Genomic DNA, 16,035 nt, shown 5'->3' with positions numbered 1-16,035 from the left:
TCGGCTCTCATTGACGAACACAGGGTATTGGGTAAATGGCAAAAATCATCGTGGTGACCTCGGGCAAGGGCGGCGTGGGCAAGACGACGACGAGCGCGAGCTTCGCGTCGGGTCTCGCGCTGCGCGGCCACAAGACGGCCGTGATCGACTTCGACGTCGGCCTGCGCAACCTCGATCTCATCATGGGCTGCGAGCGTCGCGTCGTGTATGACCTCGTGAACGTGATCCAGGGCGAAGCGAACCTGAACCAGGCGCTGATCAAGGACAAGAAGTGCGAGAACCTGTTCATCCTGCCGGCGTCGCAGACGCGCGACAAGGATGCGCTGACGCGCGACGGCGTCGAGAAGGTGCTGAACGACCTCGTCGCGATGGACTTCGAATACATCGTCTGCGATTCGCCGGCCGGTATCGAGGCGGGTGCGCTGCACGCGATGTACTTCGCGGATGAAGCGCTGATCGTCACGAACCCGGAAGTGTCGTCGGTGCGCGACTCGGACCGCATTCTCGGCATCCTGTCGTCGAAGACGAAGCGCGCGACCGAAGGCAAGGAGCCGATCAAGGAACACCTGCTGATCACGCGTTACAGCCCGAAGCGCGTGAGCGAAGGCGAGATGCTGTCGCTCGAGGACATCAGCGAGATCCTGCGCATCAAGCTGATCGGCGTGGTGCCCGAATCGGAAGCCGTGCTGCATGCGTCGAACCAGGGTCTGCCGGCCGTGCATATCGACGGCACCGACGTCGCGGAAGCGTACAAGGACGTCGTCGCCCGCTTTCTCGGCGAGGACAAGCCGCTGCGCTTCACCGATTACCAGAAGCCGGGCCTGCTGCAGCGCCTCTTCGGCAGCAAGTAACGGAGGCCGCCCATGTCCATCCTTTCGTTTCTCCTCGGCGAGAAGAAGAAGTCCGCATCGGTCGCGAAGGAGCGCCTGCAGCTCATCATCGCGCACGAGCGGGTCGGCGGCCGGCCGCCGGCCGATTACCTGCCGGCGCTGCAGAAAGAGCTCGTCGCGGTCATCTCGAAGTACGTCCATATTTCGGACGATGACATCCGCGTGAGCCTCGAGCGCCAGGACGACCTCGAAGTCCTCGAAGTGAAGATCGAGATCCCGCAAGCCTGACGCTCAGCGTGTGTCCTTCCGCACGGCGGCGCCCGCCGCCGTGCGCGTCTTACGCCCTGTTGCACTTTCGGGCACGCCGTAACACGACGCCTGTCGGCCGTCATCGCCCCTCCCGCATTGAACGAATACGCTCACGTGTGTTGTTCAACCAGGAGGTTGTGATGGCTGTCTCTACCGTTTCACGTCGTATCGTTTCGCTCGCGCTGTTCGCCGCGGGCCTGTCAGCCGTCGTCGCACCGTTCGCCGTGCACGCGGACGAGATTCTCGTCGGCACGCCCGTGATCGCGCCGCAGGGGCGCATGGTCATCGCGGAGCCGGTCGCCGTGCGCACTGAGGAAATCGTCGTCGTCGCGCCGAATGCGCCGCCGCCCGTGCGCTACGAGGTCGTACCGGCCACGCGCGTCGGCTACGTGTGGGACCGCGGGCACTGGCACTGGGACCATGGCCGCTACGTGTGGATCGGCGGCCACTGGGAGGCCGAGCGCGTCGGCATGCAGTGGGTGCCCGGGCATTGGGACCAGCGCGGTCCGAACTGGTTCTGGACGCGCGGCCACTGGGCTTGAGGCAGGCGCGATGAAAAGAACCGCAATCGCCATCGCGCTCGTCGCGATCACGCTGGCCGGGTGCATCGTCGTGCCGGCGCGGCCGGTCTACTACCGGCCGGCGCCCGTCGTGATCTACTGAGCGTCGCGCGGGCCGTGCTGTTGCGTCGGGCCGTTTGCATCGGTTGCAGCCGGCCCGGCATCGTGCGGCGCCGCCGTGTCCGCGGCGCTGTCGCCCGGCGCCGCAGCGGCCGGCTCGTCGCCGCCTTCGTCGCGCAGCGTGTCGAGCGGATCGGCGGGGGCCGCGGTTGCATCCCGCGGTTCGGTCACGTCGGTCATGTTGCCGGCCGCGGCCGCAGTGGTTGCCGCGGCCGGCGCGGCGGCCGCGACGGGCGGCGCGAGATAGCGCTGCGCGAGCGTTTCGTACAGCGGCGGCGCAAAAAAGCGCGATACCCGGCTCGATACCAGTGCAGTCGCCATCAGCGAAATCACGAGCGCATGACCGTTGATCATTTCCATCACGATCACGAACGACGTGATCGGCGACTGCGTGACGGCGGCCAGGTAGCCGACCATTGCGAGCGCGATCAGCATCGGCAGGCTCATGTTGCTGAACACGGCATGCAGCACGTTGCCGAAGCCGGCGCCGATCGACAGCGACGGCGCGAAGATCCCGCCCGGGATGCCCGGCAGGTACGACGCGACCATCGACACCATCTTCAGGAGCGGATAGAACACCGACAGCTGCTGACTGCCATCGAGCAGGCCGCGCGCCTCCGCATAGCCGCTGCCGAACGTCGTGCCGCCGGACACGAGCCCGACGACGGCGATCGTGAAGCCGCACAGCGCGGCGAACGCGACCGGCCGCTCGCGATACAGGCCCAGCAGTCGCGCGGGCAGCCAGCGCCCCGTGTTCAGCAGCAACCAGCAGAACAGGCCGCCCGCGATGCCCGTCACGATCGCGGTGACCAGCACCGCGACCGCCAGCAGCTTCGGGAAATGGAGCCCGGCGTTGATCGTGCCGAAATACGTGTAGTTGCCGTTCAGCCCGAGCGCGACGACGCCGGCGAGGATGATCGCGGTAATCAGTACGCCGCTGGCGCGCGCGGAGAAGCTGCGGGTCAGTTCCTCGATCGCGAACACGATGCCTGCGAGCGGCGTATTGAATGCGGCCGACAGCCCGGCCGCCGCGCCGGCCAGCACGAGCTGGCGTTCGATCTGCGCGTTCGAGCGCGGGTAGAAGCGCCGCAGGTTGAACATCAGCGCCGCACCGACTTGCACGGTCGGCCCTTCGCGGCCGATCGTGAAGCCGCCGAGGATGCCGAGGAACGAGATCAGCACCTTGCCGAACAGGATGCGCAGCGTCAGCAGCCGGGCGCCGAATGCGCTCGGGCGCGCATGCAGCGTCGCGATCACCTGCGGGATGCCGCTGCCCTCGGCGCCGCGGAAAAAGCGGCGCGTGATCCATGCCGACAACGCGGCGATCGCCGGCGTCAGCAGCAGCGGCAGCCAGACGGCGTGATCGCGCATCGCGCGGAAAGTCTCGTAGCCCCAGTCGATCAATCGGGCATACAGGACGGCCGCGAGGCCGACGACGATCGCGCCGAGCCAGAAAACACCATACTGGCGCCAGATTCGCAGCGAGCGGCGGGTAAGGGCGGGAAACAGCGCGGGAAGGACGGGGCGCGGCATGGGCTCGGCCGGAGGGCAAAGAGTGGATTATAAAAAGGAACCGATGCCAGCGGGGCCGACGACGCGCCGCGCAGGACGACAAAAATTCACAAAAGAGATGCAATTTGTTGCAAATGTAATGTTCGCGTAATGTCTGGACATAGCAACCGTCGTTAGCATGCCAAGATGGCCAGTCGAGAATTCCCGCAAATCGTGAAACGAATCCTTATCGTGAAAGTGACGTCGCTCGGCGACGTCGTCCAGACGCTGCCTGTCGTCGCCGACCTGCATCGCGCGTTCCCCGGCGTGACGGTCGACTGGGCCGTCGACGAATCGTGCGCGGAGGTCGTACGCTGGCATCCGGGCGTGAGCGCCGTTCTGTGCGCGCCGCTGCGCCGCTTCAAAAAAATGCGCAACGCAGGCGACCTGAAGGCGATCTCGGCATCGATCGGCGCGCTGCGTGCGCACCGCTACGACGCGATCATCGATCTGCACGGCGTGTACAAGAGCGCGATCATTTCGTCGCTGGCGCGTGGCGCGCGTCGCTTCGGCTACCAGACGCAGGATCTCGGCGAAACGGGCGCGCGCTTCGCGTATTCGCACCGTTTCGGTCCGCGGCCGGACTGCGACGCATGGCACGGGATGCGGGTGAGTGCCGGCGAAGCGCTGGGCTACGTGCCGGAAGGGCCTGCCACGCACGGCATCGTCGCGCCGCAGGATGCGAGCCTGCCCGCCGCCGTGACCGACGGCGGGCCGTTCATGCTGCTGTTCCATGCGACGTCCAATCCCGACAAGAAGTGGCCGCCCGGACACTGGGCCGCCCTTGCGACGCAGATGATGGCGCGCGGCGTGCGCGTGCTGGTGCCGTGGGGATCGGCGGCCGAGCACGACGATGCACGGGATATCGCCGCGCGGGCGCCGGGCGCGATCGTGTTACCGGCGATGACGGTGCGTGAGCTCGGCGCGGCGCTGGGTCGGGCCGCGCTCGTGGTGGGCGTCGATACCGGGTTCGTGCACATGGCGCACGCACTGCAGCGGCCCACCGTGATGATTTTCGTCGCGACGTCGCGCCACCATTGCGGGATCGGCGGCGTGCCGAATGCGCTGTCGATCGGCGAGCCGGGCGCGATGCCGACCGTCGACGAGGCGCTGGAGGCGATCGATACGGTCTGCCCCGCCTACGGCACGGTGCGCGCGCGGCTGTCCGCCTGACGCGGCGCGGCGGCCGCGGTCAGGCGAGCAGCGCTTCGACCGTGACGACGGCGGCGATGGCCGCCAGATTCGCCAGCAGCGCCTCGAACACGAGGCCGCGCCAGGTTTTCGGCCGAAACCGCAGCGCGAGCAGCAGCGCGCCACCGAGCGCGAGCGCAAGGATCAGCACGAGATCGGCATTGGCAAGGCGGATATTCATGGCGGCGGCTCCTGTCGGGGCGGGATCTCCGGGCGCGCAACGACGCGCCCAGGATCGAGTATAGGCAGCGCCCGCCGTCGTACAACCCGGGTCGCCCCGAAGGGTCAGACGAGCGACGCGTCGCGCGTCTCGCGCATCAGCAGCACGCCGATCAGGCTGATCGCCGCCGCCACCGACACATAGCCGCCGACCCACGACAGCCCGCCGCGCGCAACCAGCAGTTGCGCGATATACGGCGCGATCGACGCGCCGAGGATTCCGCCGAGGTTGTACGCGACGCCCGCGCCCGTGTAGCGGACGTTGGTCGGGAACAATTCGGGCAGCAGCGCGCCCATCGGTGCGAACGTCACGCCCATCAGGAACAGCTCGATCGTCAGGAACAGCGCGACGAGCGGCATCGAGCCGCTGCCGAGCAGCGGTTCCATCGCGAACCCCGACAGCAGCGCGGCGATCGCGCCGACGACCAGCACCGGCTTGCGGCCGAAGCGGTCCGACGCCCATGCGGACAGCGGCGTCGCGACGCCCATGAAGACCACCGCGAAACACAGCAGGCCGAGGAAGCTCTGGCGCGGAATATGCAGCGCCGACACGCCGTACGACAGCGAGAACACCGTCGAGATGTAGAACAGCGTGTAACAGACGACCATCGCGAGCGCGCCGAGCAGCGTCGGCCGCCAGTGCAGCGTGACGAGCGTCGCGACCGGCACGCGCACGCGCTCGTTGCGGTCGAGCGCTGCCTGGAACGCGGGCGTTTCGGTGATCTTGAGCCGCACGTACAGGCCGAGCGCGACGAGCACCGCGCTGACGAGGAACGGGATGCGCCAGCCCCAACTGCGGAACTGCGCGTCGGACAGCGACAGCGCGAGCGCGAAGAACAGCCCGTTCGACATCAGGAAGCCGACCGACGGCCCCAGTTGCGGGAACATCCCGAACCAGCCGCGCTTGCCTTGCGGCGCGTGCTCGGTCGCGAGCAGCGCAGCGCCGCCCCATTCGCCGCCGAGGCCGATTCCCTGGCCGAAGCGCAGCACGCACAGCAGCACCGGCGCGAGCGCGCCGATCGCGTCGTAGCCGGGCACGAAGCCGATCGCGGTAGTGGACACGCCCATCACGAGCAGCGATGCGACGAGTGTCGACTTGCGGCCGATGCGGTCGCCGAAGTGCCCGAACAGGAACGAGCCGATCGGACGCGCGATGAACGCGATCCCGAACGTGACGAACGCGGACAGCGCTTGCGCCGTCGCGGAGCCGTGCGGGAAGAATACGGGGCCGATGACGAGCGCGGCGGCCGTCGCGTACACGTAGAAATCGTAGAACTCGATCGCGGTGCCGATGAAGCTCGCGAACACGATGCGCCGGTGGCTGACGGCGCCGGCCGAACCGGTTGCGTGTGCAACGGTTGCGGGGGATGCGGACATGGATGTCTCCGTTTTGTCGTTGGGGCAGCCGGCTGGGCGTGCGCTGGGGCAGGCGACTGCCTGCCGGGCGCAGCCGGGCAAATGATTGATGCGGATGACGCGGTGGCGGCGTGGACGCGCGCCGTGGCGCGGACGTCACCCGCCGGTCGACGATGGAGACGGATACGTCGCCGCCGCCCGGTGCCGGCGTGGTCGGCTCGCTTGCCGGGTGGGGCGCGCGAACGCGCGCGCGGCGTGATGGCCGCGCGAGTGCGGAAAATTATAGCCAGCGCTGCCGCCCCCCGGCAATCGGGCCGCGGCGGCGCGTCAGTCGATCGATTGCGCCTGCGCGGACGCGGTGCTTTGCAGCTGGAAGTGGCCGTCGTCGTTGAAGAGCCAGCCTTCCATCAGTTCGAGCCGACCGTTGCCGTCGAGCAGCCGCGACGGCGGCGCCGGCAGCGGTGCCGAGCGGCGCAGCGACGCGAGCGCGAGCGCTTCCGCCTCGCTGTCGCCGTTGCTGCGATAGACGGATGCGTTGATCACGCGGCCGTTGCCATCGACGGTGAAGGCCACGACGACGAGCGAACGCAGCATGGCCTGCGGTGTGCCGTGCAGCATGCCGGACGGATTGCGTTCGGCGACGCGGTGCGCGACCTCGACGCGATACTGGTCGAGATTGCCGCTGCGTATGACCGACGGAATCGTCACGACCGAGCGTAACGACGAAGGCGGCGTGATCGTGCACGCGGCGAGCAGGGCGACGACGGCCAGCGCGGCAACACGCAGCCGGGCGACGCACGGACGGGGAAGGGGGCGCATGACGTGATGGCCGGGAGGGACGATAAAAAAATGATAGGCGTACCGACGCGAGGCGATATGGGGGGAAACGCATAGCGCACGGGACCGGTCGTTGCGCTCGCAGATGATACCGGCCGGACGCCCCGTCGAGCCACGCGCGTCGTGCACCGCGATGTGACGCGACATGTGGCGGCGTCCGCAGCGGACGCGTGCTGGAAGGTTGAAAGTCGCGGCACGCTGCAATCGTCCGGCCGCGCGGCGCGGTCAGCCGATGCGGCCACCTCGGCAGCCTTCCGGGGAATCGTCGGCGATGCGTTCCGGCCGCGTCAGAAGCCGTGCGTCACGAGCGACAGGACCGACAGGTCGGGGTGCGTGCCGTCGATGATGCTCTTGCCGATGTGCACGGCTTCGTGGGTCGCCTCGTCGACGCTCGCGAAGCTTTCTTCGCCATCCGCGTGGAACGGCACCGCGTGGCCGGGCAGCGCGGGATTCACGCCCGGATGGCACACGTAGCCGGTGTAGGTATAGCGCGTGTCGCTGCCGGGCATCGCGGCCGGCACGACATGGATCTCGAAGCCTTCGTAATCGACGTGGTCCGTCGCGGTCGACAGGTCGGTCATGGCGATCTCCGTGTGCCGCGCGCAGGGGTGGCGCGTGCGGCATCGAATACATCGAATACGCGGCGGCGTTCGTGTCGCCGTGTTGAACGAATTCTAGGCGATGACGGGGCGGGCCGGGAGGCGTCAGGCGGTGTGCGACGGCAGGCGTCCGGGACGCTCGCACCCTGTCGCTTCGACGCGTCGACGATCCGGCGCCGATTCCATCAGCGGGCGACGGAAACGGGGATCATCGTATTTTTCGCATCATTGCTTGCAGCGCGCGTCCTTGCGCTGCACGACGACGATCACCGGATACTTCTGGCCATGATCGAGTTCCACACGCGCGACGACGGTCAGCGTCGCCGGGTCGGAATCGTCGTACACGCTGACCTGTTCGTTGCGCAGGTAGGTCACGCCGGTGCAGTTCGACGTGCGTCCGTCGTCGCCCACCTTGCACTGAAGCTCGTTGTCCTTCAGGTAGTTGTATGGCGACGGGCTCGCGAGATACTCGCTCAGGCCGCGCGGCGAACCGCCGACGCCGGTCACGTACGCGATCGCGCACGACGCCTGTGCGTCGCTGCCGGAGGCGGTGTCGGCCGCCGCATGCGCGCTGACGGCGGCCAGCACGGCGACGAGCGACGAGACGAGGAAGGGCTTCATGACGTGGATTTCCCGTTTCGCGAATCGGAGCGCGGGATTGTAACGGCATCCGGCGCGATGCGTCGGAACGTGCGGGGCGCACGCGTGCGGACAAACAAAAACCCCGTCATTCTGCGAATGGACGGGGTTCGGCGAACTTCCTGGCGGAAGCGGTGAGATTCGAACTCACGGACAGTTTCCCGTCGCTGGTTTTCAAGACCAGTGCCTTAAACCGCTCGGCCACGCTTCCACACGAGGCGGCATTGTAACCGAAATGCCGCCGCGTTCATCCGTTCAGTCGTCGCGCAGGAACAATTCCTGCAGGTCGTTGAGAAAACGCTGGCCGAGCGGCGTCGGCGCGATTTGCGTGAAATCGCGCGTGATCAGCCCACGCCGTTCCGCTTCCTTCAACGCCGGCTCGATCGTGCTCATCGGCAGGCCCGTCCGTTCGACGAAGCTGTGCACGGGAAAGCCCTCGACGAGCCGCAGCGTATTCAGCATGAATTCGAACGGCAGGTCGCGCGCGCCGACTTCACGCTCTTCCTGCACGGCCGTGCCGGCCTTCGCCTGTTCGATGAAGGTTGCCGGATGCTTGTAGCGCGCTTGCCGCAGGACCCGGTTCGGGAACGACAGCTTCGTGTGCGCGCCCGCGCCGATCCCGAGATAGTCGCCGAAGCGCCAGTAGTTCAGGTTGTGCTTGCACTGATGATTCGGCTTCGCGTACGCGGATACTTCGTAGCGCCCGTAGCCGGCGTCGGCCGTGCGCGCGTGGATCCATTCCTGCATGTCGGCCGACGCGTCGTCGTCGGGGACGACCGGCGGAAACTTCGCGAACAGCGTATTCGGCTCGAGCGTCAGGTGATACAGCGACAGGTGCGGCGGCGCGAACGACAGCGCGGTCTCGATGTCGGTGCGGCATTCGTCGAGCGTCTGGTTCGGCAGCGCGAACATCAGGTCGAGGTTGAAGTTGTCGAAGTTCTTCGCGGCGATCTCGACGGCCGCGCGGGCCTGCGCGGTGTCGTGAATCCGGCCGAGCGCCTTCAGGTGCGCTTCGTTGAAGCTCTGGATGCCGACCGACAGGCGGTTCACGCCGCTTGCGCGGAACTGCGCGAACTTCGCGGCTTCGAAGGTCCCCGGGTTCGCCTCGAGCGTGATCTCGGCATCGGCGTCGAGCGGCAGCAGCGCGCGCACGTCGGACAGCATCCGGTCGAGGCCGGCCGCCGACAGCAGGCTCGGCGTGCCGCCGCCGATGAACACGGTATGCACCTGCCGACCCCACACGAGCGGCAGCGCCTGCTCGAGGTCGGCGCGCAACGCGTCGAGATAGTCGGCTTCCGGAAACCGTTCGCCTTTCCATTCATGCGAGTTGAAATCGCAGTACGGGCACTTGCGCACGCACCACGGGAAATGCACGTACAGCGCGAGCGGCGGCAGCGACGTGAGGCGCACCTGGCCGGGCGACGTGAAGGTCGCGACGACGCGCGCACCGGTGTCCGAAGCCTGGCTCATGCTTCCTCCGCGAGCCGCGCGAGCAACGCCTTCAGCGCCAGCGCGCGATGGCTGTGCGTGTTCTTCACTGCAGGCTCGAGTTCGGCGGCCGTCGCGCCGAGCGACGGCAGGTAGAAATACGGGTCGTAGCCGAATCCGTGTTCGCCGCGCGGCGTATCGACGATCTCGCCGGCCCAGCGCCCTTCGGCGAATAGCGGTTCCGGATCGTCCGCATGGCGAACGAGCGCGAGCACGCAGCAGTAGTACGCACGCCGGTCGGCGACGCCGCGCAGCTGCTCGACGAGATACCCGTTGTTCGCCGCGTCGCCCTTGTCGCGGCCCGCGCGCTGTGCATAGCGCGCCGAATAGACGCCCGGCGCGCCGCGCAACACGCGCACGCACAGGCCGGAATCGTCGGCGATCGCCGGCAGTCCGGTGAGCCGCGACGCATGGCGCGCCTTGGTCAGCGCGTTCTCGATGAACGTACCGAACGGCTCTTCCGCCTCCGGCACCGCGAGGTCGCCCTGCGGGACGATCTCGATGCCGACCGTCGAGAACAGCGCGGTGAATTCGCGCAGCTTGCCCGCGTTGTTCGACGCGAGAACGATGCGCGACAGCGGCGCGACGGTGCGGTCGTCAGGCATGGCTCGCACCCAGGACCTCTTTCTGCAACCGCACGAGCTCGGCGATCCCGCCCTGCGCGAGGTCGAGCAGCGCGTTCATCTCGGCGCGCGAGAACGGCACGCCTTCGGCCGTGCCCTGGACTTCGACGAAGCCGCCCGCGCCGGTCATCACGACGTTCATGTCGGTGTCGCAGCGCGAATCTTCCGCGTAGTCGAGGTCGAGCACGGGGGCGCCTTCGTACACGCCGACCGAGATCGCGGCGACGTGGTCGGTGATCGGCGAGCGCGTGAGCTTGCCGGCCGCGATCAGCTTCGACACGGCGTCGTGCGCGGCGACGAACGCGCCGGTGATGCTGGCCGTGCGCGTGCCGCCGTCGGCCTGGATCACGTCGCAGTCGATGTGGATCGTGCGCGGGCCGAGCGCCTCGAGATCGAACACCGCGCGCAGCGCGCGGCCGATCAGGCGCTGAATTTCCTGCGTGCGGCCCGTCTGCTTGCCGCGCGCCGCTTCACGGTCGCTGCGCGTGTGGGTCGCGCGCGGCAGCATCCCGTATTCGGCGGTCAGCCAGCCTTGCCCGCGCTCGCGCAGGAACTCGGGCACGCGCTCGGCGACGCTGGCGGTGCACAGCACCTTGGTGTCGCCGAATTCGACCAGCACGGAGCCTTCGGCGTGTTTCGTGTAGTGGCGCGTGAGGGCGACCTTGCGCAGTTCGTCGGCGCGGCGGCCGCTCGGGCGGGAAACGGAAGACGTCATGGGGAAATCGCGGAAGGAGAGGAAACCCCGATTTTAGCGCCGAACGGCGGGCGTCCCCGGCGGGGTGGTCCGCAAAAATGGGATAATGCGCGCTTCCCGCCCCGCGCTTTCCGATGCGCCGGGCGCCTCGATGTATTCCCGCCCGCGAGGGCACCAGACGGCGAGACGAACCATGATCTACAGCATGACGGGCTACGCGAGCGCGACGCGCGAACTCACGACGGCCGCCGGCAACGGCGGCACCAGCGTGTCGGTCGAACTGCGCACCGTGAACTCGCGCTTCCTCGATCTCAATTTCCGGATGCCGGACGACGTGCGCGCGTGCGAACCCGCGCTGCGCGAAATGCTGATGAACAAACTGTCGCGCGGCAAGGTCGACGTGCGCATCAACCTGCAGCGCGGCGAGCAAAGCATCGGCGCGGGCGCGCTGAACCAGTCGGCGCTCGGCCAGCTTGCCGATCTCGAACGCGCGGTGCTCGATTCGTTCCCGGGCGTCGGCCGTCTGCGCGCGGGTGAAATCCTGCGCTGGCCCGGCGTGCTCGCCGAGGCCGGCGTGTCGGCCGACGCGATCCGCGACGCCGTGCTCGCCTGCGGCAAGGAAGCGATCGGCGAGCTCGTCGTCGTGCGTTCGCGCGAAGGCGCGCAACTGGCGACGATGCTGCTGTCGAACGTCACCGAGATGGAGGCGATCGTCGCGCGCATCACGCCGCTCGTACCGGAGCTGATCGCGAAGCACCAGCAGAAGATCGTCGAGCGGCTGCAGGAAGCGCTCGGCCTCGCGGCGCCCGAAGGCGGCTCGACGGTCGTCACGCGCGAGGAAGCCGCGGAGCGCATCCGTCAGGAAGTGACGATGTACGGGATCCGGATCGACATCGCGGAAGAACTGTCGCGGCTCACCGCGCACCTGAACGAAACGCGTCACGTGATCGAGAAGGGCGGCCGCGTCGGCAAGCGTCTCGATTTCATGATGCAGGAACTGAATCGCGAAGCGAACACGCTCGGCTCGAAGGCGGCGGCGAAGGAATTGGCCGACGCGTCGATGGCGCTGAAGCTGCTGATCGAGCAGATGCGCGAGCAAGTGCAAAACCTGGAGTAAAGAGATGAAACGACCCCCACGCTCACTACGTTCGCTTGGGGGGGCGCAGCCCCCCCATCCTTCGAAAGCCGATTCATGCGGATGTGGCCAGGCCCGGCGGAGGCTGTCATGACCGAATCCACCCGCGACGGCCACGCGTCGCATTCGCTGCACGGCGGCGTCTATCCCGGTAACCTGTTCATGGTCGTCGCGCCGTCGGGCGCCGGCAAGTCGACGCTCGTGAATGCGCTGCTGTCGAAGGACAGCGACATCTGCCTGTCGATCTCGTACACGACGCGCAAGCCGCGCCCGGGCGAGCAGGACGGCCAGCACTACCACTTCACGACCGTCGACGATTTCCGCGCGCGTCACGCGGCGCACGAATTTCTCGAGAGCGCGGAAGTGCACGGCAACTACTACGGCACGTCGCGCGTCTGGATCGAAGAGCAGATGAAGAACGGCCACGACGTGCTGCTCGAAATCGACTGGCAGGGTGCGTTGCAGGTGAAGAAGCAGTTCCGCAACGCGGTCGGCATCTTCATCCTGCCGCCGTCGCTCGACGCGCTCGAGGAACGCCTGAAGAAGCGCGGCCAGGACGAGCCGAACGTGATCACGCGACGCCTGCTGGCCGCCGGCAGCGAGATCGCGCACGCGTCGGAAGCGGAATACGTGGTGATCAACGAGAATTTCGAACGCGCGCTCGCGGAACTCGAATGCATCGTCGCGGCGACGCGCCTGCGTTTTGCTTCGCAGTACGCGCGACACGCGGAGCTGTTCATCGAGCTCGGCATCCATCTGCCCCACGCGGAATGACGCGGGGCACGAGGGACATAAGGTAGAATAAGGACTATATTCAGAAGGAATTACCAACATGGCTCGCATTACCGTCGAAGACTGCCTGAAGCAAATCCCGAATCGCTTCGAACTGGCGCTCGCCGCCACCTATCGCGCGCGGCAGCTCGCGCAAGGCCATACGCCGAAGATCGAAAGCCGCGACAAGCCGACCGTCGTCGCGCTGCGCGAAATCGCCGCCGGCCAGGTCGGCGTCGAGATGCTGAAGAAGGTGCCGGTGTAACGCGCATCCGGCCCGTTCCAGCCATGTAGTCCACGCGCGCAACGACTCGACCTGGAGGCGAATATGAGCACCACCCCATCGTCCGCCTCCGCGGATTCGACTACCGAAGCCACGGCCCAGTCGCCTGCGCGCCAGTACATCGACGCGGTCCTCGAACAGTCCTTCCGGCATCTGTTCGGGCCGACCGCCACGCCGGAGCAACCGCGCAAGCACGGCGTCGTTTCGATCGCGAAACTGACGGCCGCGCTTGCCGAGTATCTCGCTCCGGACGAAATCAAAGAGGTCAAGGCGGCGTTCCACTTCAGCGACGAAGCCCACCTCGGTCAATATCGCCAGAGCGGCGAACCCTACATCACCCATCCCGTCGCCGTTGCGGAAATCTGCGCCGGCTGGAAGCTCGACGCACAGGCCGTGATGGCCGCGTTGCTGCACGACGTGATGGAAGACCAGGGCGTGACCAAGAACGAGCTGGCCGAGCGGTTCGGCCCGAAGGTCGCCGAACTGGTCGACGGCCTGTCGAAGCTCGACAAGATGGAATTCCGCAGCCGCGAGGAAGCGCAGGCGGAAAACTTCCGCAAGATGCTGCTCGCGATGGCGCGCGACGTGCGCGTGATTCTCGTCAAGCTCGCCGACCGCCTGCACAACATGCGCACGCTCGGCGCGGTGCCGATGGAAAAGCGCCGCCGCGTCGCGCGCGAAACGCTCGACATCTACGCGCCGATCGCGCACCGGCTCGGGTTGAACAACACGTATCGCGAGCTGCAGGACATGAGCTTCGCGAACTTCAACCCGCATCGCTACGCGACGCTCGAGAAGGCCGTGAAGGCCGCGCGCGGCAACCGCCGCGAAGTGATCAGCAAGATCCTCGAGGCCGCGCAGCGCGCGATGGCCGACGCGAAGATCGACGCCGAGATCACCGGCCGCGAGAAGACCATCTACAGCGTCTACCGCAAGATGCGCGACAAGCAACTGTCGTTCTCGCAGGTGCTCGACGTGTACGGCTTTCGGGTCGTCGTCGACAGCCCGCTCGACTGCTACACGTGCATCGGCGCGCTGCACGCGCTGTACAAGCCCGTACCCGGCAAGTTCAAGGATTACATCGCGATCCCGAAGATCAACGGCTATCAGTCGCTGCACACGACGCTCGTCGGCCCGTTCGGCGCGCCGATCGAGTTCCAGGTACGCACGCGCAAGATGCACGAGATCGCCGAGGCAGGGGTCGCCGCGCACTGGCTGTACAAGAACGGCAGCGCCGATCTCAGCGACGTGCAGAAGCGCGCGCACCAGTGGCTGAAGTCGCTGCTCGACATCCAGAGCGAAGCGGGCGATTCGAGCGAATTCCTCGAGCACGTGAAAATCGACCTGTTCCCGGATGCGGTCTACGTGTTCACGCCGAAGTCGAAGATCATGGCGCTGCCGCGCGGCGCGACGGCGCTCGATTTCGCGTATTCGATCCACAGCGATCTCGGCAACCAGTGCGTGGCCGTGAAGATCAACAACGAGCTGCTGCCGCTGCGCACCGAGCTGAAAAGCGGCGACATCGTCGAGGTGATCACCGCGCCGTATTCGAAGCCGAACCCCGCGTGGCTCGGCTTCGTGCGTACCGGCAAGGCGCGCTCGGCGATCCGCCACTACCTGAAGACGATGCGCCTGAACGAGTCCGTGCAACTGGGCGAGCGGCTCGTCGACCAGAGCCTGAAGGGCTACGGTCTCGCGCTGGCCGACGTCGAGCCGGAGGTGTGGGAGAAGCTCGTGCAGTGGACGGGCAACAAGAGTCGTCAGGAAATTTTCGCGGATATCGGCCTCGGTCGTCGCGTCGCCGCGGTGATGGCCAAGCGCATCGAAGTGTTGATGAGCGGCCGCGACGCGGACGACGATCTGCCGAAGTCCGAGCGGCATCCCGCGCATCATGCGCCGCCGGTCGTGATTACCGGCACCGAAGGGATGTCCGTGCAGTTGTCAGCATGCTGCCGCCCGATCCCGGGCGATGCGATCATGGGTTACATCGGCATCGGTCTGGGCATGGCGATTCATACGACGGATTGCCGTGTCGCGCAGCGCATCCATCGCCGCGATCCAGGCCGCTGGATCGACGTCGAATGGGCGCCGCAGCCGGGCCGCCTGTTCGATGTCGCGGTGAAGGCGCTCGTGAAGAACACGAAGGGCATCTTCGCGCGCGTCGCGGCGGACATCACGTCGGCCGACGCGAACATCGTTCATATCGCGATGGACGAGGATCTGACGCACGAGTCGACGGTGCTGCGCTTCGTGATCCAGGTCAGCGACCGCGTGCATCTCGCGAACGTGATGCGGCGCGTGAGAACCAATCCGGACGTGATGCGGATCATGCGCGAGCGTTCGACCGACGACGGCGCGCATGCACGCCATGACGGCGGCATGCGTATCGAGCGCGAGCGGCAGGATTACTGACGTTGACGCGCGCGGCGGTGGGCGCGGGCGGATTCGATGATCGACGGACGGCGGCTTATGGCCGCCGTTTTCATTGGGGCTGTCGAAAGCGCGTGCGATGATGCCGGCGCTTTGCCGAGCGCGTGCGGGGTGAGGGTGCGAACGAGGGAGGCGGGCGCAAAAAGAAAAAGGGCTTTCCCGGAGGAAAGCCCTTTTAAGGTGGCGCGGCTGGCAGGATTCGAACCCACGACCCCTTGGTTCGTAGCCAAGTACTCTATCCAACTGAGCTACAGCCGCACGCAACAACAAACTTCTACTGCTTCGAACTGAAAGGGCCTTCGGTTCGGAAGGCCCTCGAAAAAGTGGCGCGGCTGGCAGGATTCGAACCCACGACCCCTTGGTTCGTAGCCAAGTACTCTATCCAACTGAGCTACAGCCG

17 protein-coding genes and 2 tRNA genes are annotated in these 16,035 nt (G+C 66.9%); 8 read left to right on the top strand and 11 right to left on the bottom strand.

Annotated features, from left to right (window positions below):
• Positions 1–35 precede the first annotated feature (35 nt).
• The 3 genes from minD (at position 36) to J8I35_RS18560 (ending at position 1,681) form a co-directional block, all read left to right on the top strand.
• Complete coding sequence (minD, locus tag J8I35_RS18570) at positions 36–851, top strand: septum site-determining protein MinD (RefSeq protein WP_006476635.1); 816 nt, start codon at positions 36–38, stop codon at positions 849–851.
• 12 nt (positions 852–863) lie between these two features.
• Positions 864–1,118: a cell division topological specificity factor MinE gene (gene minE / locus J8I35_RS18565; protein WP_006476634.1), complete on the top strand. Its 255-nt coding sequence runs from the start codon at positions 864–866 to the stop codon at positions 1,116–1,118.
• Between the two features lie 161 nt (positions 1,119–1,279).
• Positions 1,280–1,681 carry a YXWGXW repeat-containing protein gene (locus J8I35_RS18560; RefSeq protein ID WP_124556061.1) on the top strand — a complete coding sequence of 134 codons (402 nt, stop codon included), beginning with the start codon at positions 1,280–1,282 and terminating at the stop codon, positions 1,679–1,681.
• Between the two features lie 114 nt (positions 1,682–1,795).
• Here J8I35_RS18560 and J8I35_RS18555 read toward each other — a convergent pair whose 3' ends face one another.
• On the bottom strand, positions 1,796–3,352 hold the full coding sequence (locus tag J8I35_RS18555) for a chloride channel protein (RefSeq protein WP_209926493.1): 1,557 nt from the start codon (positions 3,350–3,352) through the stop codon (positions 1,796–1,798).
• A 192-nt stretch (positions 3,353–3,544) separates the two neighbouring features.
• On the opposite strand from J8I35_RS18555, the gene waaC reads away from it, so the two are divergent.
• Positions 3,545–4,543, top strand: a complete 999-nt coding sequence (waaC, locus tag J8I35_RS18550; RefSeq protein ID WP_124595004.1) for a lipopolysaccharide heptosyltransferase I — start codon at positions 3,545–3,547, stop codon at positions 4,541–4,543.
• 19 nt (positions 4,544–4,562) lie between these two features.
• Here waaC and J8I35_RS18545 read toward each other — a convergent pair whose 3' ends face one another.
• The 9 genes from J8I35_RS18545 to rph all read right to left on the bottom strand — a co-directional run bounded on the left by J8I35_RS18545 (position 4,563) and on the right by rph (position 11,037).
• Positions 4,563–4,742 carry a hypothetical protein gene (locus J8I35_RS18545; RefSeq protein ID WP_006486620.1) on the bottom strand — a complete coding sequence of 60 codons (180 nt, stop codon included), beginning with the start codon at positions 4,740–4,742 and terminating at the stop codon, positions 4,563–4,565.
• Positions 4,743–4,846: 104 nt separating this feature from the next.
• Complete coding sequence (locus J8I35_RS18540; RefSeq protein WP_209926492.1) at positions 4,847–6,157, bottom strand: MFS transporter; 1,311 nt, start codon at positions 6,155–6,157, stop codon at positions 4,847–4,849.
• 306 nt (positions 6,158–6,463) lie between these two features.
• The gene (locus J8I35_RS18535; RefSeq protein ID WP_050011589.1) at positions 6,464–6,955 is read right to left on the bottom strand and encodes an energy transducer TonB; all 492 of its coding nucleotides are present in this window, start codon (positions 6,953–6,955) and stop codon (positions 6,464–6,466) included.
• A gap of 305 nt (positions 6,956–7,260) precedes the next feature.
• A complete protein-coding gene (locus tag J8I35_RS18530; RefSeq protein ID WP_050011588.1) occupies positions 7,261–7,554 on the bottom strand; it encodes a hypothetical protein in 294 nt (97 codons plus the stop codon).
• 243 nt (positions 7,555–7,797) lie between these two features.
• The gene (locus J8I35_RS18525) at positions 7,798–8,193 is read right to left on the bottom strand and encodes a hypothetical protein (protein WP_050011587.1); all 396 of its coding nucleotides are present in this window, start codon (positions 8,191–8,193) and stop codon (positions 7,798–7,800) included.
• A 141-nt stretch (positions 8,194–8,334) separates the two neighbouring features.
• Positions 8,335–8,422 (bottom strand) — tRNA-Ser (locus J8I35_RS18520).
• Between the two features lie 44 nt (positions 8,423–8,466).
• Complete coding sequence (gene hemW / locus J8I35_RS18515) at positions 8,467–9,681, bottom strand: radical SAM family heme chaperone HemW (protein ID WP_050011586.1); 1,215 nt, start codon at positions 9,679–9,681, stop codon at positions 8,467–8,469.
• Positions 9,678–10,304, bottom strand: a complete 627-nt coding sequence (rdgB, locus tag J8I35_RS18510) for an RdgB/HAM1 family non-canonical purine NTP pyrophosphatase (RefSeq protein WP_050011585.1) — start codon at positions 10,302–10,304, stop codon at positions 9,678–9,680. The genes hemW and rdgB overlap by 4 nt, the downstream gene beginning before the upstream one ends.
• The gene (rph, locus tag J8I35_RS18505) at positions 10,297–11,037 is read right to left on the bottom strand and encodes a ribonuclease PH (protein WP_050011584.1); all 741 of its coding nucleotides are present in this window, start codon (positions 11,035–11,037) and stop codon (positions 10,297–10,299) included. The genes rdgB and rph overlap by 8 nt, the downstream gene beginning before the upstream one ends.
• 172 nt (positions 11,038–11,209) lie before the next feature.
• Here rph and J8I35_RS18500 point away from each other — a divergent pair, with 172 nt between their 5' ends.
• The 4 genes from J8I35_RS18500 (at position 11,210) to J8I35_RS18485 (ending at position 15,617) form a co-directional block, all read left to right on the top strand.
• Positions 11,210–12,133 (top strand): YicC/YloC family endoribonuclease, encoded by a 924-nt coding sequence (locus tag J8I35_RS18500; protein WP_050011583.1) that lies wholly within the window; start codon positions 11,210–11,212, stop codon positions 12,131–12,133.
• Between the two features lie 108 nt (positions 12,134–12,241).
• The gene (gene gmk / locus J8I35_RS18495) at positions 12,242–12,925 is read left to right on the top strand and encodes a guanylate kinase (protein ID WP_050011582.1); all 684 of its coding nucleotides are present in this window, start codon (positions 12,242–12,244) and stop codon (positions 12,923–12,925) included.
• 58 nt (positions 12,926–12,983) lie between these two features.
• Complete coding sequence (gene rpoZ, locus J8I35_RS18490; protein ID WP_006025620.1) at positions 12,984–13,187, top strand: DNA-directed RNA polymerase subunit omega; 204 nt, start codon at positions 12,984–12,986, stop codon at positions 13,185–13,187.
• A gap of 63 nt (positions 13,188–13,250) precedes the next feature.
• A complete protein-coding gene (locus J8I35_RS18485; RefSeq protein ID WP_006476619.1) occupies positions 13,251–15,617 on the top strand; it encodes a bifunctional (p)ppGpp synthetase/guanosine-3',5'-bis(diphosphate) 3'-pyrophosphohydrolase in 2,367 nt (788 codons plus the stop codon).
• Between the two features lie 199 nt (positions 15,618–15,816).
• On the opposite strand, the gene J8I35_RS18480 is transcribed toward J8I35_RS18485, so the two are convergent.
• Positions 15,817–15,893, bottom strand: a tRNA-Arg gene (locus J8I35_RS18480).
• Between the last annotated feature and the right edge of the window lie 142 nt (positions 15,894–16,035).

Source organism: Burkholderia sp. CpTa8-5 (genome assembly GCF_017815045.1).
GTDB lineage: Bacteria > Pseudomonadota > Gammaproteobacteria > Burkholderiales > Burkholderiaceae > Burkholderia > Burkholderia sola.
Note: the sequence above shows the minus strand (reverse complement) of the source record. Positions and strands in the feature narration are given on the sequence as shown.

Coding starts and splice junctions, on each gene's coding strand:
- minD (WP_006476635.1), top strand. CDS start 36: ATGGCAAAAATCATCGTGGTGACCTCGGGCAAGGGCGGCGTGGGCAAG.
- minE (WP_006476634.1), top strand. CDS start 864: ATGTCCATCCTTTCGTTTCTCCTCGGCGAGAAGAAGAAGTCCGCATCG.
- J8I35_RS18560 (WP_124556061.1), top strand. CDS start 1,280: ATGGCTGTCTCTACCGTTTCACGTCGTATCGTTTCGCTCGCGCTGTTC.
- J8I35_RS18555 (WP_209926493.1), bottom strand. CDS start 3,352: ATGCCGCGCCCCGTCCTTCCCGCGCTGTTTCCCGCCCTTACCCGCCGC.
- J8I35_RS18545 (WP_006486620.1), bottom strand. CDS start 4,742: ATGAATATCCGCCTTGCCAATGCCGATCTCGTGCTGATCCTTGCGCTC.
- J8I35_RS18540 (WP_209926492.1), bottom strand. CDS start 6,157: ATGTCCGCATCCCCCGCAACCGTTGCACACGCAACCGGTTCGGCCGGC.
- J8I35_RS18535 (WP_050011589.1), bottom strand. CDS start 6,955: ATGCGCCCCCTTCCCCGTCCGTGCGTCGCCCGGCTGCGTGTTGCCGCG.
- J8I35_RS18530 (WP_050011588.1), bottom strand. CDS start 7,554: ATGACCGACCTGTCGACCGCGACGGACCACGTCGATTACGAAGGCTTC.
- J8I35_RS18525 (WP_050011587.1), bottom strand. CDS start 8,193: ATGAAGCCCTTCCTCGTCTCGTCGCTCGTCGCCGTGCTGGCCGCCGTC.
- hemW (WP_050011586.1), bottom strand. CDS start 9,681: ATGAGCCAGGCTTCGGACACCGGTGCGCGCGTCGTCGCGACCTTCACG.
- rdgB (WP_050011585.1), bottom strand. CDS start 10,304: ATGCCTGACGACCGCACCGTCGCGCCGCTGTCGCGCATCGTTCTCGCG.
- rph (WP_050011584.1), bottom strand. CDS start 11,037: ATGACGTCTTCCGTTTCCCGCCCGAGCGGCCGCCGCGCCGACGAACTG.
- J8I35_RS18500 (WP_050011583.1), top strand. CDS start 11,210: ATGATCTACAGCATGACGGGCTACGCGAGCGCGACGCGCGAACTCACG.
- gmk (WP_050011582.1), top strand. CDS start 12,242: ATGACCGAATCCACCCGCGACGGCCACGCGTCGCATTCGCTGCACGGC.
- rpoZ (WP_006025620.1), top strand. CDS start 12,984: ATGGCTCGCATTACCGTCGAAGACTGCCTGAAGCAAATCCCGAATCGC.
- J8I35_RS18485 (WP_006476619.1), top strand. CDS start 13,251: ATGAGCACCACCCCATCGTCCGCCTCCGCGGATTCGACTACCGAAGCC.